This is a genomic window from Gordonia jacobaea, assembly GCF_965344965.1.
GTDB classification, from domain to species: domain Bacteria; phylum Actinomycetota; class Actinomycetes; order Mycobacteriales; family Mycobacteriaceae; genus Gordonia; species Gordonia jacobaea.
In genome coordinates this window covers 238,949-261,305 of record NZ_CBDRLS010000001.1, presented here as the reverse complement: position 1 = coordinate 261,305, position 22,357 = coordinate 238,949, and the positions used below count along the sequence as shown (strand labels likewise).

The window sequence follows — 22,357 nt, the reverse complement described above, 5'->3', positions numbered from 1 at the left end:
AATTGCGCATTTGATTAATTTATCTCGATTCACGGGTGGCAGAGGGTGGAAAAGTTGCGTCAGATCGACGAACTCGACGAGAAGGTGCTCGAATGTCTGGCTCGCGATGCGCGGGCGACGTACGCACAGATCGGCGACGAGGTAGGTCTGTCGGCACCCGCGGTCAAGCGGCGGGTCGATCGGCTTGTCGACGAGGGCGTGATCAAAGGTTTCACCACCGTGATCGATTCGACGGCGATGCAGTGGACCACCGAGGCTTACGTACAGGTCTTCTGCCGTGGCAACATCTCGCCGGAGGAGCTGGCCGCCGCGTGGGAGCCGATACACGAGGTGGTCAGCGCCGCCACGATCACCGGTCAGGCCGATGCGATCCTGCGTGTCATGGCCCGCGACGTGCACCATCTCGAGCACGCACTCGAGCGCATCCGGCAGGCGGGTCCGGTCGACCGGAGCGAGTCCATCATCGTGCTGAGCCAGCTGATCGACAGGGGTCATCCGTGAGTCGGGGAGGGTTCTTGAGCAGGGACTCTTCGACCATGCTGAGTAGCCGTGCTAACCTCACGAACGTGACCAGCAACGTACGCGCCTATTGGCGATTCTTTATCGAGGCTCCGGGTGAGCCTGCGATGAAGCGCTGAATCTGCGTCGCACGTCAACAAACCCGGAGCCCGAGCAGTGACCGAAAAGGTCGCTGCTTTTCTCATGTCAGGGGCCTCCGATGACAAAGCAAGCGGGTGTCCCAGTCGCAGAAGACAGGCCACCACCCGCGAAAGGCAACACAGAAGTGACCACCCTCCCGGATCTCGCCACCACGGCCGCTCACGAGGCCGAATCGACCTCCACCTCCGATCGGCGCGTCAGATCCTTCCGGTCCATCCCGTCGCCGGACACCATCCGCGCCGAATTGCCGCTGACGTCCCGTCGAGCGCTTCGGGTCCAGGCCGACCGCGACGAGATCGCCGCGATCCTTGCCGGCCAGGACGACCGTCTGCTCGTGGTCGTCGGGCCATGCTCGGTGCACGACCCGATCGCCGCGCTCGACTACGCGCGACGCCTCGCACCACTTGCCGACGACTACTCCGACCGCCTGAAGATCGTCATGCGCGTCTACTTCGAGAAGCCGCGCACCACGGTCGGCTGGAAGGGACTCATCAACGATCCCGGCATGGACGGCACCTTCGACGTCGAGCGCGGTCTGCGTACGGCTCGGTCGCTGCTGCTCGACATCATCGACCTCGGCCTCCCGGTCGGATGTGAGTTCCTCGAGCCGACGAGCCCGCAGTACATCGCCGACGCCGTCGCGTGGGGTGCCATCGGAGCACGGACAACCGAATCGCAGGTGCACCGCCAGCTCGCATCCGGTTTGTCGATGCCGATCGGATTCAAGAACGGCACCGACGGCAACGTCCAGGTCGCCATCGACGGAGTGAATGCCGCCGCCGCGCAACACGTGTTCTTCGGTGTCGACGACTTCGGTCACGGCGCGCTCGTCGAGTCGGCGGGCAACGAGGACTGCCACATCATCCTGCGTGGTGGCACAACCGGCCCCAACTTCGACGACGAGTCCGTCGCATCCGCGGTCGCCGCACTCGACAAGGCAGGCCTGCCCGCACGGGTCATGATCGACTGCAGCCACGCCAACTCCGGCAAGGACCACATCCGTCAGGCGCAGGTCGCCGCCGAGATCGCGGCGTCGATCCGGACACGCCGTGCCGCGGGACACGCTCCGTTGATCAGCGGCGTGATGCTGGAGAGCTTCCTCGAAGCCGGTGCGCAGTCGCCCGACGCCCAGCCGCTCGTGTACGGCAAGTCGGTCACCGACAAGTGCATGGACTGGGAGTCGAGCGCACGCGTGCTCGCCGACCTCGCGCGTAGCTGACGGGCAGGGTCGCGGTCTGCTGTTGTTGCCGTTCTGCCCAGAGCAGAAGGGACGGCTGCCCGCAGCAGAGGTGACCTACGCTCGATTGCATGGCATCGAGGTACGACTCGCACACCCAGCCGTCACCGGAACCGCTCTGGCGTGAGGTCACCGGGCGCGTGCTGCGTCGACACCGCCACGAGCGCGGCGAGCGACTCGTCGAGACCGCGCGCCGAGCAGGCGTCTCGAGCCAGTATCTGTCCGAGATCGAGCGTGGCCGCAAGGACGCCTCGTCGGAGTTGCTTGCGGCAGTAGCCGGGGCTCTCGAACTCAGCCTGCTCGATCTCGCTCGCGAGGTCGCCGCCGAGCTTGCGCGCGTCGAGAGTGTCGTCGGCGCGGCCCGCGGGGCAGGCGCGGCGGCCCGCCCCGTCACGCTGCGTTCGATCCCCGCCGGTTCGACCCCCGCCGCAACGCAACCGATCATGCCGCTCTCGCGCATGCGTGGCCCGGTCGCGCTGGCGGCGTAACCGGCGCCGGCCGACTGGGCGCTCCGTTCAGCCGACTGGGCACGGTATCCGGTCGACTGGGCGCTCCGTTCAGCCGACTGGGCGTCTAATACCGTCGACTGGGCGCCCCGTCGCGTCGAGAGTGCACCCCCTCGCGTCGAGAGTGCGCCCGACGATCACCGAACCGTTCTGGCCCTGGCATCGATGACCTGATCGGCGAGCCCGTACTCGACGATCTCCTCGGCCCGCAGCACACGGTCCCGGTCGGTGTCGTGACGCAGCGTCTCGATGTCGCGCCCGGTGTGCCGACTCAGTGCCTGTTCTATTTCCTCACGGATCCGCAGGATCTCCTCGGCGGCGAGGATCAGATCTGGGATCGTGCCACGGCCCTGACCCGACGGCTGGTGGAGCAGGACCCTGGCATGGGGGAGTACCGACCTCTGGCCAGGTGTGCCTGCGGCCAGCAGTAGTGCCGTCGACGAGAGTGCCTGTCCCACACAGGTCGTGGCGATCGGCGCGTGGCAGTACTGCATGGTGTCGTAGAGCGCGAAGGTAGCGGTCACCGACGCGCCCGGAGAGTTGATGTACAGCTCGATCGGGATGTCGGGATTCTCGGAGTCGAGGTGCAGGATCTGCGCGATGAGCGCATTGGCGACGCCGTCGTCGAGTTCGGTTCCGAGGTAAAGGATTCGGTCGTCGAGCAGCCTGCTGTAGACATCCATGACCCGTTCGCCCTGCGGGGTACGAGTGATGACGTTGGGAATGGTGTACGTACTCATGCGTGGCTCACCGCGAAACCTGTTGCGGCAGGCGATAACGGCCGGATCTGTGCGATGTCGGTGACGATGTGGTCGACGAATCCGTAGTCGACCGATTCGGAGGCGGTGAAGACGTGATCGCGCAGCGAATCGTCGAAGATCGTCTCGCGGGTCTGTCCGGTCTGCTCCGCGATGATGGTGAGTACGGTGTCGCGGACGTGGCGTAGGTCGTCGGCCTGCAGTTCGATGTCGGGTGCGTAGCCGCCGATGCCCGCAGATCCCTGGTGCAGCAGGACTTTGGCATGCGGCGTGATGAACCGCTTGCCCCGGGTGCCGTTGCACAGCAGGAATTGTCCTGCACTGTAGGCCATTCCGAGGTTGACGGTGATCACGTCGTTGGGAATCAGGCGCATGATGTCGGTGATCGCGAGCATCGCGGGCACCGAACCACCCGGCGAGTTGATCCAGAGCGCGATGTCGGCGACAGGATCGTCGTCGGAGAGCATGACGAGTTGCGAGCACAGTTGCGTGCCGATCTCGTCGTCGAGTGGGGAGTCGAGTGTCAGGATGCGTTGTCCGAAGAGGCTTTCCGCGGTGCGCTTGCGTAGTGGCAGTGGTCGTTGTTCATCGGTCATGCACCGATCGTCGGTGGTGGACCGACATCGGTCACGTCGGTTCCGCTCAGAGCGGCACGATTCCGCACAGAGCAGAGCAGTCGGGTCAGACCACGTCGATGTCCGGCGGCCTGACGGAATCGTGATCTGCGCTCGGCGGTGCAGCGAAACGTTCGGCGCGGCAATCGAATCGCTCACCCGATAGTCCGCTTCCCAGCGGTCGGACGACAATCTGTTGAGGACGTAGCCCCGCTGAGCGTTGCCGAAGCGGATGTGGGGTGAGGCGGCCTTGAGTTGTTTGTCGCTGGCATCGCTGTCCTCGCCGTCTGCACCGGACGCGATGGAGGTGCCCGCGAGTTCGACGCCGACGGTCGCCGAGGGTCGTGAATACGTGGAGCGCAACTCGGAGACCACATTGCGGTGGATATCGCCGACGATCGAGACCAGGTTGCGCACACCGCGATCACGAGCGCCGTCGAGAACCCTTGCGCGCGAGGCCTCGTAACCGCTCCACCCGTCCATGCTGACCGCGCGCTCACCGTTCTTCCGGCGGGCGAGGTCGGCGATGGTGGTCTGATGCGCTAGGACGTTCCAGCGGGCACGGCTCGCGGCCAGCCCGTCGAGCAGCCACTTCTCCTGTGTGGCACCGGTGATGGTGCGTCGAGGGTCGGCGGTCGCGGCATTCTGCGCGGTGTCGTTGTCGCCGTTGGCTTGATCGCTGCGGAAGGTCCTGGTGTCGAGAACGTTGAACTCGACGAGGTCGCCATAACTGAACCGGCGGTAGGCACGCAGATCGTAGAGATCGGCCGTCGGTGTGGGGCGGGGCCGCTGCGCGACACGCACCGGTGTGTTCTCCCACCACGCGCGCATCGCCTGTGCTCGCCGGGCCAGGAATTCGGGGATGGGTTGATCGTCCTCGGGAACCCTTGCGGCCCAGTTGTTGTCGACCTCGTGGTCGTCGAAGATCGTGATGAACGGGCTTACTCGGTGCGCGGCCTGCAGGTTGGGGTCGAGTTTGTAGAGCGCATACCGATCGCGGTAGTCGTCGAGCGTCGCGCATTCCCGGTGTGCCGACGCGGGTGTTGCCGCGGTCTTGCGTCGGCCGCCGTCGACGGGGATGGGCTTTTCGTAGATGTAGTCGCCGAGATGGAAGACGACATCCGGTGCGTGTGCCGCCATGTCGGCGTAGGCGGGATAGTTGCCGTCGGCCCACGATTGGCACGAGGCGAATGCAAAGGTCAACGCGCTCAGGCGACTTCCGTACGACGGAGCGGTACGAGTGCGCCCGATCGCCGAGACGGAACCGCCCGCGCGGAATCGGTAGAAGTAGTCCGCGGCGGGTCGTAGACCGCGCACGTCGGCGTGCACGCTGTGCCCGTTCTCCGGCGTCGCCAGTTCGACGCCGCGCGCGACGACGTTCCTCATGCCGGGGTCGCCGGCGATCTCCCATTCGACCGGTACCGGCAGCATGCCCATTCCTCCGCGACGGGCGAGAGGATCGACGGCTAGACGTGTCCACAGGACTATGCCGTCGGGTAGGGGGTCACCCGACGCGACGCCGAGCGTGAACAGGTCGCTGCCACGACGCGGCGGGGGAGCCGACGCCGCGTCGGTCGTGAAGAGTGCGGGGACGGTTGCGATACCGGCCGCGACGCCCGCCCAGGTGAGAAAGCGTCGGCGGGTGGTGCCGGCGTGCAGGGTCTTGTCCCGATCGATCCGGAGGTCGGCCAGTGACGGTCGAGGTGAGATGTTCGGCATGCCGCCACCCGACCAAGAGAGGATGGACGTCGTCCTACCCGCCGTCGGCCTCGCGGTGATGGGATGGTGAAGTTCGTGAAACCGCATGCGCCATATGTCCGATTTGAGACCGTTGCTAGACTTCAGCGGCGTCGGTTCTCCAGCCGAGATTGTCGGTGGGAGCCAAGAGGGAATCTGGTGGGAATCCAGAGCTGCCCCGCAGCGGTAACGGAAACGAAGGCGTTCAACAGCACTGGGCCGGCGGCCCGGGAAGCGATCGTCGATAGGTGGCACATCACGTGCCGTGTCCGAAGTCCGAAGACCTGCCGACGTGACCGCCTGGCTCAGGCGGTCCCATCGACTTCGCGGGACATGGTCGGTGTTGAACGCGCAGCGGTCGTCGTCGACCGCGCGTGGCGACATCTGCTGTACCCGCTCCGGGCTGATCAGGAGGGCGGGCCATGTCGACGCGCAGTGCGAACCCGCGGGCAACCTGGACGCGACCCGTGTCCGTGGCCATCGGCTGCGGTGTGGCGCTCGTCGTGGCAGCAGCGTGCGGCGTCGCGTACGGAACCGTGGGGATCGGCTGGTCTGTGTCGCTGCGGATGGTGTGGGCGGCAATCACCGGGGGATCGGTCTCGTTGGTCGACGCCGCGTCGTACTGGATCGTCGTCGACTCGCGTGTGCCACGGGTATTGACGGGGGCGCTCGTGGGGGCAGGCTTGGCGGTCGTCGGTGTGATCGTGCAGGCGATGGTGCGCAATCCGCTGGCCGATCCCTACGTGCTGGGGATCTCGTCGGGTGCGTCGGTCGGAGCCACCGCGGTAGTGCTGTTCGGAGTCTTCTCGGGACTCGGTCTCTATGCGTTGCCGACCGCGGCATTCCTCGGCGCACTGCTGGCGACGTTGCTCGTCTTCGGAATCGCCCAGCGTGGGGGAGGTCTCACACCGCTGCGGCTCGTGTTGACGGGAACCGCTCTCGGATATGGATTCTCGGCGCTGACCACCGTGCTCATCTTCTTGCGTCCGGTGGGTGATGCCGCGCGGAGTGTCATGTTCTGGCTGCTCGGGAGTCTTGCTGCGGCAACATGGCATTCGGTCGTGTTGGTCTCGGTGGTGGTGGTCATCGGGATAGGCGTTGTCGCGGCGAGAGCACGACAACTCAATGCGCTGGCGATGGGCGACGAGGTCGCCGCGTCGCTCGGCATACGGGCGTCGCGGTTTCGGCTCGAGCTCTTCGTCATCGCCGCGCTGATGACCGGGTTCATCGTCTCTGTCTGCGGCGCAATCGGATTCGTCGGTCTCATCGTGCCGCACGTGACCCGCATGGTGGTCGGTGCGGATCACCGTAAGATCATTCTCGTCGCGCCGGTGCTCGGGGCGCTGTTCCTTGTCGTCGCCGATCTGATGGCGCGCATTGTCGTTCCGCCGCAGGAGATTCCGCTCGGTGCGATCACGGCGGCCGTGGGTGTGCCGGTGTTCCTCGGGCTGATGCAGCGTCGACGTACCCGGATCGACTCATGAGTGCTGTCGAGTACGACGGAGTCGCGGTCGAGATCGATGGCACCAGCATCATCCGCGACGCATCGTTCATGGTCGACTCCGGAGAGTTCCTGGGGGTGATCGGCCCGAACGGCAGCGGGAAGTCGACCCTGCTTCGATGCGTGTACCGCGCGCTGGCTCCGTCGAGCGGCAGTGTGCGAGTCGACGGCCACGACGTGCGTGCGGTGAGTATGCGGGAGAATGCCCGACGAGTCGCCGCTCTCACCCAATCAGCCTCGCTCGACTTCGATTTCACCGCGGCAGAGGTTGTCGCGACGGGACGGCTACCGCACCGCGAACTGGGTGCGGCGGCCCGTGCCCGCGCCCGCGAGGTGTGCGCGGCGGCCATGGCGACAGCAGGCGTCGGGATGTTCGCCGACCGTGTGTTCACCACGCTCTCCGGCGGAGAGGCGCAACGCGTACTCATTGCGCGCGCATTCGCGCAGGAGCCCGACGTGCTGATCCTCGACGAGCCGACCAATCACCTCGACATCCGCCATCAGTTCGACATCCTCGGTGCGGCGCGCGGACGCGGGGTCACCGTCGTCGCGGCGCTACACGACCTCAACATGGCCGCACAGTACTGCACCACCCTCGCCGTTGTGCTCGACGGGACGATCGCGTGCATCGGGCCACCCGACGAACTACTCACCGCGGCGAACATCGCCGAGTGGTACGGCGTTGGTGCGTACGTCGTCACCCATCCCCGCACAGGCGTTCCGCAGATCATCTTCGACGACCAAGTCCCACAAGCCATCTCCGAGGAAGAGCACTCATGACAGCACCGATGACCAGGACAGCACTTCGCAGACCGCGCGCATTCGTCGTGTCTGCGCTTGCCGCGATGACAGTGGTCTCCGGTTGCGGCGCCGACGTCGAGTCGTCGACTCCCAAGTCAGCAGGGGAACAGGTCACGGTCACCAATTGTGGTGCGCCGCTGTCGGTGAGCGGTGTGCCCGATCGTGCGGTGACCAACGACACCGGGATCACCGAGCTGATGTTCGCGCTCGGGTTGGGCGACCGGATGGCCGGCTACACCACGTACGAGGGCAAAGAGCGCGACATCGAATCATCGCCGTGGCGAGCGGATTTCGAGAAGACACCATCATTGGGCACGGCGTTCTCGCGGGAGATCATCGCCGCCGCGCGGCCCGACTTCGTCTTCGCCGGCTGGAACTACGGGTTCAAGGAATCGACCGGCGTCACCCCCGACTGGGTGCGTTCGACCGGTGCCGTGCCGTACCAGCTCACCGAAGCCTGTCGCCAGGCCGGGACCACCAAGCGCGGTGTCGTGCGACCCCTCGACGCGTTGTACGCGGATCTGTCGAATCTCGGGCAGATCTTCGGCGTGAGTGGTCGGGCCGAGACGCTGACCGCCGAGTATCGCGCGCAGGTCGAGGCAGCGCGTGCCGGGGCGCCTGCCGCCTCCGCGGCGGCCCGAGTCTTCCTCTTCGACAGCGCCGATCCGACGCCGTTCACCTCGGGTCGGAACGCCGCACCGGATCAGATCATCGCCGAAGCCGGCGGACGCAACATCTTCGGCGATATCGATGACTCCTGGACGTCGGCATCGTGGGAGGCCGCGGCACAGCGTGATCCGCAGGTCATCGTCATCGTCGATTACGGTGCAGGGCCGCAGAACACAGTCGAGGCCAAGATCCGGCAACTCGAGTCGCAGCCGCTGATGGCGCAGACGACCGCAGTGCGAGAGCGCCGCTACATCTCGTTTCCCTATGCGGCGCTCGTCGAGGGTCCGCGCAACCCGCAGACCATCACGGCGCTTGCCGAGTACCTGCGATCGCAGGGGCTCTGAGTAGGCCATCCGCAGTAGGTGGCTCGGAGGTGGGGTGCGCTCAGGCTGCGACGACCAGCCAGACCGCAATGTAGTGCAGTAGCGCGGCGATGGCTGTGCAGACGTGGAACACCTCGTGATGGCCGAACGTCGTCGGCCAGGGATTGGGCCAGCGCAGTGCGTAGAGCACTCCGCCGACGCTGTAGAAGACGCCGCCCACTGCGAGCAGGATCAGTACGAGCCAACCCACGTGTGCGACCAGCGTCGGGGCGACGGCGATGATGACCCACCCGAGCAGTATGTAGAGCGTGACCCCGAGCCAGCGGGGCGCGCCGGGCCACGCGATCTTGAGTGCGACTCCGGCGACCGCGCCGACCCAGACGATGCCGAGCACCCACCACCGCATCGGACTCGGCAGGCCCATCACGCAGAACGGGGTGTACGTACCCGCGATGAACACGAAAATCATCGAGTGATCGGCACGTTTCATGTGTATCTGTGCGCGCAGCGATTTCCACGCGATCCGGTGATACGACGCCGAGGTGGCGAACAGACCCACGACGGTTGCCGCGTAGACGGCACAGGCGACCGCCGCTCCCGGTCCACGCAGCCAGCCTGCGCCGATGACCAGAGCGATGCCCGCGACCACTGCGACGTAGGCCGACCACTGATGAATGACGCCGCGGAGGCGAGGACGGTCGGCGACGGCGGTCACCAGGGCTGAGTTCACGTAAGCTACGGTACCGTAACTTCGTGTGAGAATGCTGTCAGCCGAGGGCGGCGATGACCGCCGCGAGCTGGTCGACGTCGATAGGTGTCGGCTGATAGATGCACACCTCGTCGACGCGGACGTCGAGATCGCGCAACTCGTCGAACGCGCCGACACGGCCGCGGATCTGCTGGGCGACGTCTGCGGGACTACCGACAGCGGCAATCGTGTGCAGTAGCTCGTCGTCGACGAGGTCGGCCATCTCAGCCCACCGCCCCTGCTTCGACAACGCATTGAGTTCGGGCTGCAGATGCTCTGCGCCGTGCGCGGCGAGGACGGGCCGATAGGCGGGCGTCGAGCCGTAGAAGGCGAGGAGTCGTCGAGCGGCGGTGTGGTCGGTGCCCACCGACACGATCACCTCGGGGATCACGGTGAAGCCGCGGCCGTGATCGCGTGCGGCGAGACCGCGTCGAATGTTCGGGACGGTTGTCGACGCCAGAAAGTCGGCGGTGGAAAACGGCATCACCAACAATCCGTCGGCGTGCTTTGCCGCGGCGCGGGTCATCAACGGCCCGAGTGCGCCGACGAACACCGGCGGCCGGCCGAATGGGTTGGGGCCGGGGTTGAAGGTGGGCGTCATCAAGGTGTGACGGTGATAGGCCCCTTCGTAGCGCAGCGGGGCCCCGGTCTCCCACGCATCGAAGATGGCGTTGATGGCGCCGACCTTGTCGGCCATGCGGCCAACCGGGTCGTCGAAGTCAGCGCCGAACCGTTTCTCGATCTGCGGGCGTATCTGCGTTCCCAGGCCGAGTCGAAATCTGCCGCCGGAGAGCAACTGAAGATCGTTGGCCGCGTGTGCGAGGTGAATCGGGTTGCGCGGGAAGGCGATTGCGACGTTGGTCAGCAGGGTCAGGTCCGGCACCGACGCCGCCACGACGAGCGGCGTGAACACATCGTGCGGACCCTCGAAGGTGAACACCCCCGATACACCCGCGCGGGCGAGGTCGGTGGCACGCTGTGCCGCGCCCGTCGGCTCGAACAGGGCGGTTGTCACCGCTATCGGGGTCATGTCGCGTCGGCGTCGTTGTAGCGGCGCAACAGCGTCGCGAACAGTTCGAGATCGTCCTGCGTCCACGCGTCGAGCCTGCGCGCGATGGCGTCGCCACTGCGTCGTCGAATCTCGCCCAGGGTGTCGAGAGCCTCCTGGGTCACCTCCAACGACTGCGACCTCGACGACGTCGCGTCCTGCGTGCGGCGCAGCAGACCGCGGCGACGGAGTTCGCCGAGCTGGCGGCTGGCCGTCGACTTGTCGATGTTGGCCGCCCGAGCCAGCGACGCCGCGTTGATGCCCGGGTTGTCCGAGATCAAGGCGAGGAGGGAGAACTCGACAAAGGTCAGGCCGCCCTCGGCGTAGATGTCTCGGGCGCCGTTGCGCAGGCGTCGCGACAGCGTGACCAATTCCTGCCCGACGACTTCGGCGGCATCGGGTTGCTCGGGTGAAGCCATAGTTGTATATTACAACCTATCCAAGTTGCATTCTGCAACCGTTCCTGGTGAACGATCTATGTTCTCGACTAGCCCAGAAGGTAATCGATGTCCGCTGCTCCCACCCATGCGTTGTCGATCAAGACCATCGCGTCGCATGTCGCCGTTCCGCTCGTGATCGGTGCCGTCATGGCACTCGCCTATCTCGGGGGATTCCATAAGCCTGATCCGCACGATCTGCGTATCGATGTGGTCGGTGCCAGTACCTCGACTCAGGTGGCCGCACAGACTCTGCAGCAACAACTCGGCGACCACGTTTCGATCCGGACCGTCGCCACTGCCGATGAGGCGCGCGAGGCCATCGAGCACCGAGAGATCGCGGCGGCCTTCGAACCGAAGGCCGACACGCCTGTCCTCTATGTGTCGACGGCGGCGTCGGATCCCACAGCGGTGACGGTCGAACGGATCTTCAACGGCATCACGATCGCCAAGGACCAACCATTGAAGATCGTCGACGTCGTGCAGGCCGATCCGCAGCGCGATCCGTCCGGGCAGAGCATCTTCTTCTTTCTGGTGGCCCTCACCGTCGGCTCGTACGGATGCGGAATCGCGATCGCCGTCGCCGCGGGCGGGCGCAGGATTCGCGTGCGTCTCGGGTTTGCTGCGGTGTGCTCGGTGATCTCTGCCGCGGTGACCACGGCGATTGCCGTGTGGGTGTTCGACGCGCTGCCGGGTGCGCAGTGGCAGATCTTCGGGCTGTCGATCCTCTACGCGCTGGCGACCATGCTGTTCGCGATCGGACTGCACCCGTTCATCGGTCGATTCACGACGCTGGCGATGGTCACGATCTTCGTCGGGTTGAACTTCACGACCAGCGGCGGCGTGTTCGCGCCTGCGCTGCAACCGAAGTTCTTCGCCGTCCTGCACGATTTCTGGATCGGCGCAGGCCTGAACGAGGCGTCGCGCAACCTTGCCTACTTCCCCGAGGTGTCCAGTGCGGGCGACATCGGCAAGATCATCGGCTGGCTGGTCGTCGGCGCTGCGCTCGTCGGGATCGTTGCCCTGCGGGACCATCGGAACGTCGTAGAAGGCACGGTGGACGCGAGTCCTGCCGCTGCCGGGCGTCACGAGCGTGACCAGCTCACCGACGAGGAGACCGAAGAACTCGCCGAGGATGTCGTGGCCTGATTCAGTGTGCCCTTACAGGTGAGGTCTAATCTGGTTCGCGATGAAACTCCTACCCGATCGTCTGCGTCGGCCGATGCTCTCCGTGTACGAGCGGCGGCTGATCCAGTTGACGGACGAGAACCGATTGCCCCAGCACGTGGCGATCATCTGCGACGGCAATCGACGATGGGCTCGCGAGGCGGGCTTCGAAGACGTCAGTCACGGGCATCGGGTGGGCGCACAGCGCATCGCCGAGATGCTCGAGTGGTGCGCCGAGCTGGGCATCGAGACGGTCACCATCTATCTGCTCTCCACCGAGAATCTGCAGCGCGCCTCTGACGAACTCGACGCGCTGATGGAGATCGTGCCCGACATCGTCGACGAGATCGCCACCCCGGACGGGCACTGGCGGGTGCGCATCGTCGGAACCCTCGATCAGCTCCCCGAGGCCGCGGCGCAGCGTCTGCGCGCCGCCGCCGAACGGACTCTCGACAGGTCTGGCATGAACGTCAACGTGGCCGTCGGGTACGGGGGCCGACAGGAGATCGCCGACGCCGTGCGTGCGGTGCTCGTGGAGAAGGCCGACGCCGGCGCGACCGTCGACGAACTCGTCGACGCCGTCACCGTCGAGGCGATCGACCGCAACCTGTACACCAAGGGACAGCCCGACCCCGATCTGGTCATCAGGACGTCGGGGGAGCAGCGGCTGTCCGGGTTCCTGCTGTGGCAGAGCGCCTATTCGGAGATCTGGTTCACCGACGCCTACTGGCCAGAATTCCGTCGCGTCGACTTCCTGCGTGCGCTGCGTGACTACTCCGCACGTAGTCGACGATTCGGCAAGTGATCTTCGAGTAGATCGATGAGCGCGGTGACGTCGGCGTCGAATGTCGAGACCGGCGGCGTGCCGAAGCCGACGAGGATTCCTCCGGTGGGCTCACCACGCGCGTCGTGAAGCCGCGGGGCGTCCGGATGCCGTAGGGCGTCGAGCCCGCCGAGCGAGAAACCCCGCTCGTGGGTTGCCGCGAGCACCGACGCCTCGACGTCGACGGGAACGGGTAACACCGCGTGCAGGCCGGCGGAAATACCCATGGTTGGGATCCTGTGCGCGTGCAGTCGCTCGATCAGCGCCTGCCTGCGGTGTCGATAGAACTGCCGACTGCTTCGGATGTGCTTGTCGTACGAGCCGGTTTCGATCATGTCGGCCAATGCGAGCTGATCGACGATGCTCGCGTCTGTTTCTCGCATTCCCTTGGCCCACATCACAGTTGAGACCAACGCCGGTGGCAGGACCAGCCAACCGATGCGTATCGATGGGGACAAACTCTTGCTGACCGATCCCGTGTAGATGATCTGATCGGGAGCGAGTGCCTGCATCGCGCCTACGGGCTCGCGGTCGTAGCGCAGTTCGCCGTCGTAGTCGTCCTCGATCAGGAATGCGTCTGTCGCCCTTGCCCATTCGATGGCCGCCGCTCGACGCTGTGGAGCAAGTGGCACCCCGATCGGGGACTGGTGGCTTGGGGTGAGCAGGACGGCCTGGGGTGTGACGGCAAGGTCGGGCAGCGCTGTCACGTCAGCGCCGTCGTGATCGACCGGAATCGGTGACACGAGTGCACCGCGCCGGGTGAACGGGTCTCGTAAGAAGGGTAGGCCGTACGCCTCCGCCGCGACGGATTCACGAAAGAGAGTGCGTGCCAGAAGATTCAACGCCGACAGAACCGACGTGGTCAGTACGATCTGGTCGGGATGAGCACGAACGCCACGTGCGCGGGCGAGGTAGCCGGCGAGCGCGACGCGTAGGCGTTCACTGCCGTTGGGCGGCGTCGGACCGAACGCGGAGTCGTCGGCTGTCGAGATCGCCCGCCGCATCGACCTGGTCCATGCGGTGCGCGGGAACTGCGACGTGTTGGGCTGGCCGAGGGAGAAGTCATGTGCGACGCGCGGTGCGGACACGACGGTTGCGGGTGGGAGGCCGGCAGAACCCGGCGACCCGAAACCCGTTGCGACGGTGGTGCCCGCTGCGACCGTGGTGCCCGCGCCCTGCCGCGCGGTCAGCCAACCTTCTGCGATCAGTTCGGAATACACCGAGGAGACGGTCCCGCGAGCGAGGCCGAGGTCGGCCGCGAGCGATCGGTAGGGAGGCAGGCGCATGCCGGGTGTGAGGCGACCATCCGCGATGGCGCTGCGCAATTCGTCGGCGAGCCGCGAGCGTAGTTGCGCGCTACGGCCTCGAGTGGGTGCGTTCGGATCGGGCTGCAGATCGAGATAGAGGTCGGTCCCGAGTCGCTCGGCGAGCGCAAACCATCGATCACCTGTCATCACATCTCCTGGATTGACGCACAAGAATATGTCTCGATTGAACCTCATTTCTGGATCAATCTGCCACTAGCGTTGACGGTGTTGCGTTCCGAGAAGGCAGACGATCCGGGAGGAAGTGGAGCCGATGACGACGGTGGTGTTCGGAGCGAGCGGTGAGATCGGTGCGCTTCTCGCCGACGATCTCGAACGGCGAGGCGAGAAAGTGGTTCGCGCGCAACGGTCGTCGGGAGTAGACGCGTATGCGGGAACCGGCGTGCGGGAGGCGTGCGCGGGTGCCGACACGGTGATCGACTGCACCAACGTGATGACGACGCGCGGTTCGAAAGCCGTCGACTTCTTCTCGACGGTTGCGCGCACCATCGCCGCAGCGGCCGCAGCGGCGGGTGCGCAACGAGTCGTGTGCGTGTCGATCATCAATGCCGCAGATCCGGCGGTGAACGCGAAATTCGGCTATTACCAAGGGAAAGCTGCGCAGGAGCAGACCTACGCCGACAACGTCGACGCCGGGCATCTGCAGATCATCCGATCGGCCCAGTGGTACGAACTGGCCGGTCAGATGCTCAGCCGCGCACGACTCGGTCCGATCGCCATGGCTCCGCGCATGGTGTGCCGCCCACTGGCCGCCGTCGACGCCGCAGGACTGATCGCAGACGCTGTTCTGTCCTACGACCCATCGGACCGGCAGATCGCAGGACCCGGGCAGCACGATCTCGTCGATCTTGCGCGCGCGGTTGCTCGGCGTGACGGATCACCACGATGGGTTGTGGCAGTCCCGTTCGGCGGGAAAGCATTTCGCGACGGCGGACTCATGCCGCGCGGGGCATTCGACAAGACCTCGACCACATTCGACGAGTGGCTCGAAACAACACCACCCACTACAGAAAGGGTCAACCGATGACCACCACAGCACAAGAAACCGCCACCACGCGCAGGCTCTCGATGCTCGAGCAGAATCCGAACGTCTACAAGGCGCTCATCGCGTTGCAGCTTGCGTCGTCGGAGGGTCTCGAGCCCGAGCTGATCGAGCTCATCAAGATCCGCGCATCACAGCTCAACGGGTGTGCCTACTGCCTGCGCATGCATGTTGCCGATGCGCTCGCGATGGGAATCGACCCCATGGTCATCGGTCTGATCCCGGTCTGGCACGAGGCCTTCAACCATTTCGACGAGCGGCAGCGATCAGCCCTCGAACTGACCGAATACGTGACCAGAATCGGCGAAGAGGGAGTTCCCGACGACGCGTTCGAGCGTGCACGGGCGGTGTTCGACGAGGTGGAGCTCGGCCAGGTCGTCGCGTCGATCGTGATGATCAACGCGTGGAACCGTGTCGCCATCACGTCGAAATACCCGTACGAGACCGACGAGCGTAAATAGCGCCGCCGACCCGGGGCTGAATGTGTGTCGAACGTAAGGATGTGGGTGCTGCAGTACCCACTTCTTTCGATTCGACACACATCTTCGCGCGGGCGCAGGCACTTACAACTTGCGCAGCCGCGAACTCACAACTTGCGCAGCCGGACCCGGTTGATCGAGTGGTCGGAGTCCTTGCGCAGCACCAGAGTTGCGCGCGGGCGGGTGGGGAGGATGTTCTCCCGCAGATTGGGCAGGTTGATCGACGTCCAGATGTCGCGGGCGGCGGCGCGCGCCTGGTCGTCGGTCAGCGACGAGTAGTGGTGGAAGTGCGAGTTGGGGTCGGCGAACGACGTCGACCGCATCTGCAGGAATCGCGAGATGTACCAGTTCTCGATGTCGGCGGTCTTGGCGTCGACGTAAATGGAGAAATCGAACAGGTCCGACACCATCAGCGTCGGACCTGTTTGCAGCACGTTCAGGCCTTCGAGAATCAGAATGTCGGGCTGGTGCACGTAGTGCATCACGTCGGGGACGATGTCGTAGGTGAGGTGTGAGTAGACCGGTGCGGTCACCTCGCGCGCACCCGACTTGACCTCGGTGACGAACCGGAGCAGGCCTCTGCGGTCGTAGGATTCGGGAAATCCCTTGCGGTGCATGATGCCCCGACGTTCGAGTTCACGTGTGGGCAGGAGGAAGCCGTCGGTGGTGACGAGATCGACCTTCGGATGCGACTCCCAGCGGGCAAGCAGAGCTGCCATGATGCGGGCGGTCGTCGACTTTCCGACTGCGACGCTGCCCGCGATCCCGATCACGAACGGAACCTGCTTGGTGGTCTGCCGGTCGCCGAGGAAGGTCGACGTCGCCGCGAACAACCGCTGCCTGGCCGCGACCTGCAGGTGGATGAGTCGCGACAGCGGGAGATAAACCTCGGCGACTTCTTGGAGGTCGACGTTCTCGCCCATACCCACAAGCTGGTCGAGCTCGTTCTCGTTGAGCACCATCGGCATGGATTCACGCAGGTCACGCCATTGCTTGCGATCGAGTTCCAGATAAAGACTGGGATCGCGGCCGGTGGTGTCGCGCGCCATCAGCGGGCTCGTCCCATCGGCGATCGCGAGTCGCACCTCGTCGTCATGGCCTACAGCTTAGAAGGACGCGTCGACGCCCCTGTCGGTAGCCTTCCACCATGGCAACGGCGTACGGCGGTTCGGCAACCCCGGATACGGATCTGGTCACCGACTATTTGCGGCTCGGCCTCGCCTTCGACCGCCTCGAAGAGGGGTTCGTCGACGCGTACACCGGCGACCCGGCACTGCGCGCCGAGGTAGCGGGCGGGCCGGCGCCCGAACCCGCCGCGCTGGCCGACCGTGCGCGCGGTCTGCGATCCGAACTCCCCGCCGGTCTCACCCCCGATCGGGCAGCGTTCGTCGACGCGCACCTGCGCGCACTGGAATGTTCTGCACGCAAATTCGCCGGCGAGTCCATCGGATTCGTCGACGAGGTGCGTGCCTACTTCGACGTCGACATCGCGCCCGCCGACACCGACGACTATCGAAAGGCGCACGGCGAGTTGGCTTCTGCGCTCGGAGTGCCCGACGCTACCGGGCCCGCGCTCAGCGACGCCTATGCGACGTATCGTCGCGCCGACGAGATCCCACCCGAGCGCGTCGACGAATGCGTGCGTGCCTTCAGCGGTGCACTGCGGGAAAGGGTTCGCGACGTTTTCCCGTTGGCGGACAACGAGATCGTCGAATTCGAGGTTGTGACCGACAAGCCGTGGTCGGGCTTCAACTATTACCTCGGCAACTATCGGTCGCGGGTGGCCATCAATGCCGATCTCACGCAGTACATGTCGTCGCTGCCGCATCTCATCGCACACGAGGCGTACCCCGGTCACCACACCGAGCACTGCAGAAAAGAACAGATCCTCGTCGGCGGTGGGCAGACCGAGCAGACCATCTTCCTGGTCAACACGCCGCAGTGCCTGATGGCCGAGGGGCTTGCCGACCACGCGCTGCACGCGGCCATCGGCGACAACTGGGGACTCTGGGCGCAGGAGATCTACGCCGACCTCGGACTGCGATTCGACGGCGAGCGCGCTGCGCGGGTCGGCGCGGCGTCGTCGGGTCTGCTGACCGTGCGCCAGGACGCCGCGCTCATGCTGCACGATGCGCACCTCGACGCCGACGTCGTCGCCGGCTTTCTGCAACGGTGGCTGCTCGCGCCGTCGGAGCGGGCGCGACAGATGCTGCGGTTCCTGACCTCGCCGTTGTGGCGCGCGTACATCTCGACCTATGTCGAGGGGTATCGGCTCCTGGGGGACTGGCTCGAGGAGGTGCCGCAGGATGCGCGTCTCGCGCGATTCGGACGCCTTCTCGACGAACCCCTGACCCCAGCTCTGCTGCGTGCCGAACTGGGCCAATAGACTGGTCGCCATGAGCGAGAATCCCATCTCCGCGAACACCGCGAGCCTGAACTCGATGTCCCTGGCTGAGGTCGATCCCGACGTGGCGGCCGCGATGAACGGCGAACTGAGCCGCCAGCGCGACACACTCGAGATGATCGCCTCGGAAAACTTCGTTCCGCGTGCCGTGTTGCAGGCACAGGGCAGCGTCCTGACCAACAAGTACGCCGAGGGATATCCGGGCCGCCGCTACTACGGTGGCTGCGAGTACGTCGACGTCGTCGAGGACATCGCGCGCAACCGCGCGAAGGAACTCTTCGGAGCCGACTTCGCCAACGTTCAGCCGCATTCGGGTGCGCAGGCCAACGCCGCGGTCCTCATGGCGCTGATGAACCCGGGGGAGCGGCTCCTGGGCCTCGACCTCGCGCACGGCGGTCACCTCACCCACGGCATGCGTCTGAACTTCTCGGGCAAGCTCTACGAGAACCACTTCTACGGCGTCAGCAAAGAAGACTTCCGCATCGACATGGACGAGGTGCGCAAGATCGCCCTCGACGTGCAGCCCAAGGTGATCGTTGCCGGCTGGTCGGCATACCCGCGCACCCTGGACTTCGACGCCTTCCGGTCGATCGCCGACGAGGTCGGCGCCTACCTCTGGACCGACATGGCGCATTTCGCCGGACTCGTCGCCGCCGGCCTGCATCCCAACCCGGTGCCTGCGTCGGACGTCGTCTCGTCGACGGTGCACAAGACTCTCGGCGGCCCGCGCTCGGGCATCATCCTGGCCAAGCAGGAGTGGGCCAAAAAGCTCAACTCGGCGGTGTTCCCCGGGCAGCAGGGCGGACCGCTCATGCACGCCATCGCGGGCAAGGCCGTCGCACTCAAGATCGCCGGCACCGAAGAGTTCGCCGATCGGCAGCGTCGGACGCTCTCGGGCGCCAAGATCCTCGCCGAGCGGCTGACCGGCTCCGACGTCGAGAAGTCGGGTGTCTCGGTACTCACCGGCGGCACCGACGTGCATCTGGTCCTGGTCGACCTGCGCAACAGCACGCTCGACGGTCAGCAGGCCGAAGACCTCCTCCATGAGGTCGGAATCACGGTCAACCGCAATGCGGTGCCGTTCGATCCTCGCCCGCCGATGGTTACCTCCGGCCTGCGGATCGGTACCCCCGCACTCGCGACCCGCGGCTTCGGCGACGAGCAGTTCAGCGAGGTCGCCGACATCATCGCCACCGCGCTCGCAGCAGGGCCCGATGCTGATGTGTCTGCGCTGCGTGGCCGGGTCTCGCGTCTCGCACTCGACTTCCCGCTGTACGACGGCCTCGAGCAGTGGGGACTGATGAGCCGGGTCTGACCTGGACATCTGGCCAGCATCGAGATGGTCGGGGCGGTTTGAAATCGCCACCTACGCATCCGTATCCTTGGCGCGGTGAACGTACTGAGCGAAGACGAACTGATCATCGCGCTGGAGAAGGCCCTCCCTGAGGTGGCCGAGGATCACCAGCTCGCTTCTGCTGCGTGGAATCCGCACGAGTACGTGCCGTGGGATGACGGTCGCAATTTCGCCTTCATGGGCGGAGACGACTGGGACCCGTCGCAGCAGACGCTGTCCGACGAGACCGCGGCCGCGCTGCTGGCGTTGCTCCTCACCAAGGACAACCTGCCGTCGTACCACCGCATCCTCGCCAAGTACTTCCCGGCGTTCTCCGACTGGCGTCAGCTCGTCGGCGTGTGGACGGCCGAGGACAACCGCCACGCGGTGGTCCTGCGCGACTACCTGGTGGTCCGGCGCGCGATCGACCCGGTCGACGCCGAGGAGCGTCGTCGAGTCCACGTCACCGCCGGTTACCGGCAGAACGAGGCGCAGGTCGACGAACTCAAGCCACTCGACGTCCTGGCACTCATGGCGGTGCACGAGGCGCAGAGCGTGAAGTTCATCGGCAAGATGCAGGCGTCGGTCACCGACGACATCCTCGGGCAGATCCTGCACAAGGTCGCAGGCGACGACGAGGTGTCGTCGCGCACCTTCGTCAACCTTCTCGGCGCGGGACTCGTCGCCGACCAGGACACGGCCGTGATCGCGCTCGACAAGGCGCTCGCACGCGGACTTGACGAACCGATCGGATTCGACGTCGTCGACTTCGACGAGCAGCGCGCCTTGATCGCCGACTACCAGGACGAGAGCACGATCGACGCGATCGCGGCGTCGATCGTCGATCAGTTGAAGCTCGAAAGTGTCGACGGTCTGAACGACGAGGCCGCAGCGGCCAAAGCCAGAATCCTCGCTCGCGCCGGTCGCTGACCGACGCATTTTCCCTGCTGACGGGCGTATCGTCACCACGGCATCGCTTCTGCGCGTCGTGGTTCGACGATACGTCCGTTTACGCATATTTCACGTAGACACACCCGGTTACGGCGCGCCGGAACGGCGCCATCCGCGTACGTTGACCAGTGACGGGCCGCGGGGAAGCGGTTCGTCCGGGAGGTTCACATCGTGGGTTGCACCAGCAGCACGAGGGGGCCGGCCCCGGTCCTCGTCCATCTCGGCTGACGCCGAGAAAAGGACAAGAACCAGCCGGTCATCGAAGAACTGGTTTGTGCGGGTGCCGCACAAACGTAGGAGCCCACGTGACCACACGCACCTACGTCCTCGACACCTCCGTGCTGCTCTCAGATCCCTGGGCAGTCACACGATTCGCTGAACACCACGTCATCTTGCCGTTGGTCGTCATCAGCGAACTCGAGGGCAAACGTCACCACCACGAGCTTGGATGGTTTGCACGTGAGGCATTGAGATTGCTCGACGACCTGCGACTCGAGCACGGTCGACTCGACGTCCCGCTGCCGATCGGCGACGAGGGCGGCACCCTGCAGGTCGAGCTCAACCACACCGATCCGGCGGTGTTGCCCGCCGGATTCCGCACCGACAGCAACGACTCCCGCATCCTCGCGTGCGCGCTCAACCTGCGCGCCGAGGGCAAGGACGTCACGCTGGTGTCCAAGGACACGCCGCTGCGCGTCAAGGCGGGCGCCGTCGGACTCGACGCCGACGAGTACCACGCACAGGACGTCGTGGTCTCCGGATGGTCGGGCATGGCGGAGCTCAACGTCGACCAGCTCGTCATCGACACGCTGTTCTCCGACGGGGTCGTCGACCTCGACGCTGCACGAGAACTGCCCTGCCACACGGGCGTTCGGCTGTTGGGCCACGGCTCGTCGAGTGCACTGGGCCGGGTCAACGAGGCCAAGCAGGTCCAGCTGGTCCGGGGCGACCGTGAGGCATTCGGGCTGCACGGGCGTTCGGCTGAGCAGCGGGTCGCCCTCGACCTGCTCCTCGACGACAGCGTCGGCATCGTGTCCCTCGGCGGCAAGGCGGGTACCGGAAAGTCGGCGCTCGCGCTGTGCGCGGGTCTCGAAGCCGTGCTCGAACGTCGGACGCAGCGCAAGGTCGTCGTGTTCCGCCCGCTGTACGCGGTCGGCGGCCAGCAGCTCGGTTACCTGCCCGGCGGCGAGGCCGAGAAGATGGGCCCGTGGGCGCAGGCGGTGTTCGACACGCTCGAAGGCCTCGCGTCGCCGGAGGTCATCGAAGAGGTGCTGAGCCGCGGGATGCTGGAAGTGTTGCCGCTCACGCACATTCGCGGTCGGTCGCTGCACGACTCGTTCGTGATCGTCGACGAGGCGCAGTCCTTGGAGCGCAACGTACTGCTGACCGTGCTGTCCCGACTGGGCACGGGCTCGCGGGTGGTGCTCACCCACGACGTCGCGCAGCGCGACAACCTGCGCGTCGGACGTCACGACGGTGTGGCCGCGGTCATCGAGAAGCTGAAGGGGCATCCGCTCTTCGCGCACGTGACCCTGACGCGCAGCGAGCGCTCGCCGATCGCCGCTCTCGTCACCGACATGCTCGAGGAGTTCGCCCCGGGCGCCACGTACTGATCGCGGGGTGGTCTCGACAAGCTCGACCAGCGGGGCAGGCTCGACCAGCGGTATCCGCTGGTCGAGCAGCCGCGAGGGACGAGCGGCGTGTCGAGACCACCTCCGCGCATCATCCGCTGGTCGAACGGCCGCCCGCCTTCCGCTCTGCGAACGGCCGCGCGCCTTCCGCTGGTCGAGCAGC

At 65.8% G+C, this 22,357-nt stretch carries 21 protein-coding genes, 1 pseudogene and 1 riboswitch; of the genes and pseudogenes, 14 read left to right on the top strand and 8 right to left on the bottom strand.

The features are described 5' to 3' along the window. The first annotated feature begins 54 nt into the window (after nt 1–54). The 3 genes from ACRVY7_RS01165 (at nt 55) to ACRVY7_RS01155 (ending at nt 2,385) form a co-directional block, all read left to right on the top strand. Complete coding sequence (locus ACRVY7_RS01165; RefSeq protein ID WP_039993353.1) at nt 55–501, top strand: Lrp/AsnC family transcriptional regulator; 447 nt, start codon at nt 55–57, stop codon at nt 499–501. Between the two features lie 283 nt (nt 502–784). Continuing rightward, a complete protein-coding gene (locus tag ACRVY7_RS01160) occupies nt 785–1,879 on the top strand; it encodes a 3-deoxy-7-phosphoheptulonate synthase (RefSeq protein ID WP_049699667.1) in 1,095 nt (364 codons plus the stop codon). An 89-nt stretch (nt 1,880–1,968) separates the two neighbouring features. Continuing rightward, entirely contained in the window at nt 1,969–2,385 is a 417-nt protein-coding gene (locus ACRVY7_RS01155) for a helix-turn-helix domain-containing protein (protein ID WP_431815688.1), read from the top strand. Nucleotides 2,386–2,540: 155 nt separating this feature from the next. On the opposite strand, the gene ACRVY7_RS01150 is transcribed toward ACRVY7_RS01155, so the two are convergent. From ACRVY7_RS01150 to ACRVY7_RS01140, 3 genes and pseudogenes are all read right to left on the bottom strand, one after another. Continuing rightward, entirely contained in the window at nt 2,541–3,143 is a 603-nt protein-coding gene (locus tag ACRVY7_RS01150) for a ClpP family protease (protein WP_049699665.1), read from the bottom strand. Further along, entirely contained in the window at nt 3,140–3,757 is a 618-nt protein-coding gene (locus tag ACRVY7_RS01145; protein WP_431816369.1) for a ClpP family protease, read from the bottom strand. Before ACRVY7_RS01145 ends, ACRVY7_RS01150 begins: the two co-directional genes overlap by 4 nt. Nucleotides 3,758–3,997: 240 nt before the next feature. Further along, a pseudogene (locus ACRVY7_RS01140) lies at nt 3,998–5,494 on the bottom strand (alkaline phosphatase D family protein); the annotation flags it as partial. A 115-nt stretch (nt 5,495–5,609) separates the two neighbouring features. Beyond that, a riboswitch (cobalamin riboswitch) is annotated at nt 5,610–5,818 on the top strand. A 116-nt stretch (nt 5,819–5,934) separates the two neighbouring features. Here ACRVY7_RS01140 and ACRVY7_RS01135 point away from each other — a divergent pair. Genes ACRVY7_RS01135 through ACRVY7_RS01125 form a run of 3 tightly spaced genes read left to right on the top strand, consistent with a single transcriptional unit; the run spans nt 5,935 to nt 8,827 of the window. Beyond that, a complete protein-coding gene (locus ACRVY7_RS01135) occupies nt 5,935–6,996 on the top strand; it encodes a FecCD family ABC transporter permease (RefSeq protein ID WP_431815687.1) in 1,062 nt (353 codons plus the stop codon). Continuing rightward, nucleotides 6,993–7,793, top strand: coding sequence for an ABC transporter ATP-binding protein (locus ACRVY7_RS01130; protein WP_431815686.1), 801 nt, complete (start codon nt 6,993–6,995; stop codon nt 7,791–7,793). Before ACRVY7_RS01135 ends, ACRVY7_RS01130 begins: the two co-directional genes overlap by 4 nt. After that, on the top strand, nt 7,790–8,827 hold the full coding sequence (locus tag ACRVY7_RS01125) for an ABC transporter substrate-binding protein (protein ID WP_431815685.1): 1,038 nt from the start codon (nt 7,790–7,792) through the stop codon (nt 8,825–8,827). The genes ACRVY7_RS01130 and ACRVY7_RS01125 overlap by 4 nt, the downstream gene beginning before the upstream one ends. Nucleotides 8,828–8,867: 40 nt before the next feature. On the opposite strand, the gene trhA is transcribed toward ACRVY7_RS01125, so the two are convergent. The 3 genes from trhA to ACRVY7_RS01110 are packed head-to-tail and all read right to left on the bottom strand — an operon-like array spanning nt 8,868 to nt 11,021. Beyond that, a complete protein-coding gene (trhA, locus tag ACRVY7_RS01120; RefSeq protein ID WP_064869574.1) occupies nt 8,868–9,536 on the bottom strand; it encodes a PAQR family membrane homeostasis protein TrhA in 669 nt (222 codons plus the stop codon). A 37-nt stretch (nt 9,537–9,573) separates the two neighbouring features. Then, a complete protein-coding gene (locus ACRVY7_RS01115; RefSeq protein ID WP_431815684.1) occupies nt 9,574–10,584 on the bottom strand; it encodes a TIGR03617 family F420-dependent LLM class oxidoreductase in 1,011 nt (336 codons plus the stop codon). After that, nucleotides 10,581–11,021: a MarR family winged helix-turn-helix transcriptional regulator gene (locus ACRVY7_RS01110; protein ID WP_049699657.1), complete on the bottom strand. Its 441-nt coding sequence runs from the start codon at nt 11,019–11,021 to the stop codon at nt 10,581–10,583. The genes ACRVY7_RS01115 and ACRVY7_RS01110 overlap by 4 nt, the downstream gene beginning before the upstream one ends. An 87-nt stretch (nt 11,022–11,108) precedes the next feature. On the opposite strand from ACRVY7_RS01110, the gene ACRVY7_RS01105 reads away from it, so the two are divergent. Further along, nucleotides 11,109–12,188: an ABC-2 transporter permease gene (locus ACRVY7_RS01105; RefSeq protein WP_431815683.1), complete on the top strand. Its 1,080-nt coding sequence runs from the start codon at nt 11,109–11,111 to the stop codon at nt 12,186–12,188. A 40-nt stretch (nt 12,189–12,228) separates the two neighbouring features. Then, entirely contained in the window at nt 12,229–13,011 is a 783-nt protein-coding gene (locus ACRVY7_RS01100; RefSeq protein WP_049699655.1) for an isoprenyl transferase, read from the top strand. Here ACRVY7_RS01100 and pdxR read toward each other — a convergent pair. Then, entirely contained in the window at nt 12,978–14,483 is a 1,506-nt protein-coding gene (gene pdxR / locus ACRVY7_RS01095; protein ID WP_431815682.1) for a MocR-like pyridoxine biosynthesis transcription factor PdxR, read from the bottom strand. The genes ACRVY7_RS01100 and pdxR overlap by 34 nt on opposite strands. Before the next feature lie 124 nt (nt 14,484–14,607). Between pdxR and ACRVY7_RS01090 the strand changes: the two genes are divergently transcribed. Both ACRVY7_RS01090 and ACRVY7_RS01085 read left to right on the top strand, forming a co-directional pair. Beyond that, nucleotides 14,608–15,381 (top strand): SDR family oxidoreductase, encoded by a 774-nt coding sequence (locus ACRVY7_RS01090; protein ID WP_431815681.1) that lies wholly within the window; start codon nt 14,608–14,610, stop codon nt 15,379–15,381. Continuing rightward, nucleotides 15,378–15,857 (top strand): carboxymuconolactone decarboxylase family protein, encoded by a 480-nt coding sequence (locus ACRVY7_RS01085; RefSeq protein ID WP_431815680.1) that lies wholly within the window; start codon nt 15,378–15,380, stop codon nt 15,855–15,857. Before ACRVY7_RS01090 ends, ACRVY7_RS01085 begins: the two co-directional genes overlap by 4 nt. A 125-nt stretch (nt 15,858–15,982) precedes the next feature. On the opposite strand, the gene coaA is transcribed toward ACRVY7_RS01085, so the two are convergent. Further along, the gene (gene coaA / locus ACRVY7_RS01080; RefSeq protein ID WP_049699823.1) at nt 15,983–16,924 is read right to left on the bottom strand and encodes a type I pantothenate kinase; all 942 of its coding nucleotides are present in this window, start codon (nt 16,922–16,924) and stop codon (nt 15,983–15,985) included. 98 nt (nt 16,925–17,022) lie between these two features. On the opposite strand from coaA, the gene ACRVY7_RS01075 reads away from it, so the two are divergent. The 4 genes from ACRVY7_RS01075 to phoH2 all read left to right on the top strand — a co-directional run bounded on the left by ACRVY7_RS01075 (nt 17,023) and on the right by phoH2 (nt 22,176). Beyond that, nucleotides 17,023–18,261, top strand: coding sequence for a DUF885 domain-containing protein (locus tag ACRVY7_RS01075; protein WP_431815679.1), 1,239 nt, complete (start codon nt 17,023–17,025; stop codon nt 18,259–18,261). Nucleotides 18,262–18,316: 55 nt separating this feature from the next. After that, nucleotides 18,317–19,594 carry a serine hydroxymethyltransferase gene (gene glyA / locus ACRVY7_RS01070; RefSeq protein ID WP_049699822.1) on the top strand — a complete coding sequence of 426 codons (1,278 nt, stop codon included), beginning with the start codon at nt 18,317–18,319 and terminating at the stop codon, nt 19,592–19,594. A 75-nt stretch (nt 19,595–19,669) separates the two neighbouring features. Next, nucleotides 19,670–20,542 (top strand): acyl-ACP desaturase, encoded by an 873-nt coding sequence (locus ACRVY7_RS01065; RefSeq protein ID WP_049699652.1) that lies wholly within the window; start codon nt 19,670–19,672, stop codon nt 20,540–20,542. A gap of 326 nt (nt 20,543–20,868) precedes the next feature. Then, on the top strand, nt 20,869–22,176 hold the full coding sequence (gene phoH2 / locus ACRVY7_RS01060; protein WP_049699651.1) for an RNA 5'-3' helicase PhoH2: 1,308 nt from the start codon (nt 20,869–20,871) through the stop codon (nt 22,174–22,176). The last annotated feature ends 181 nt before the right edge of the window (nt 22,177–22,357 follow it).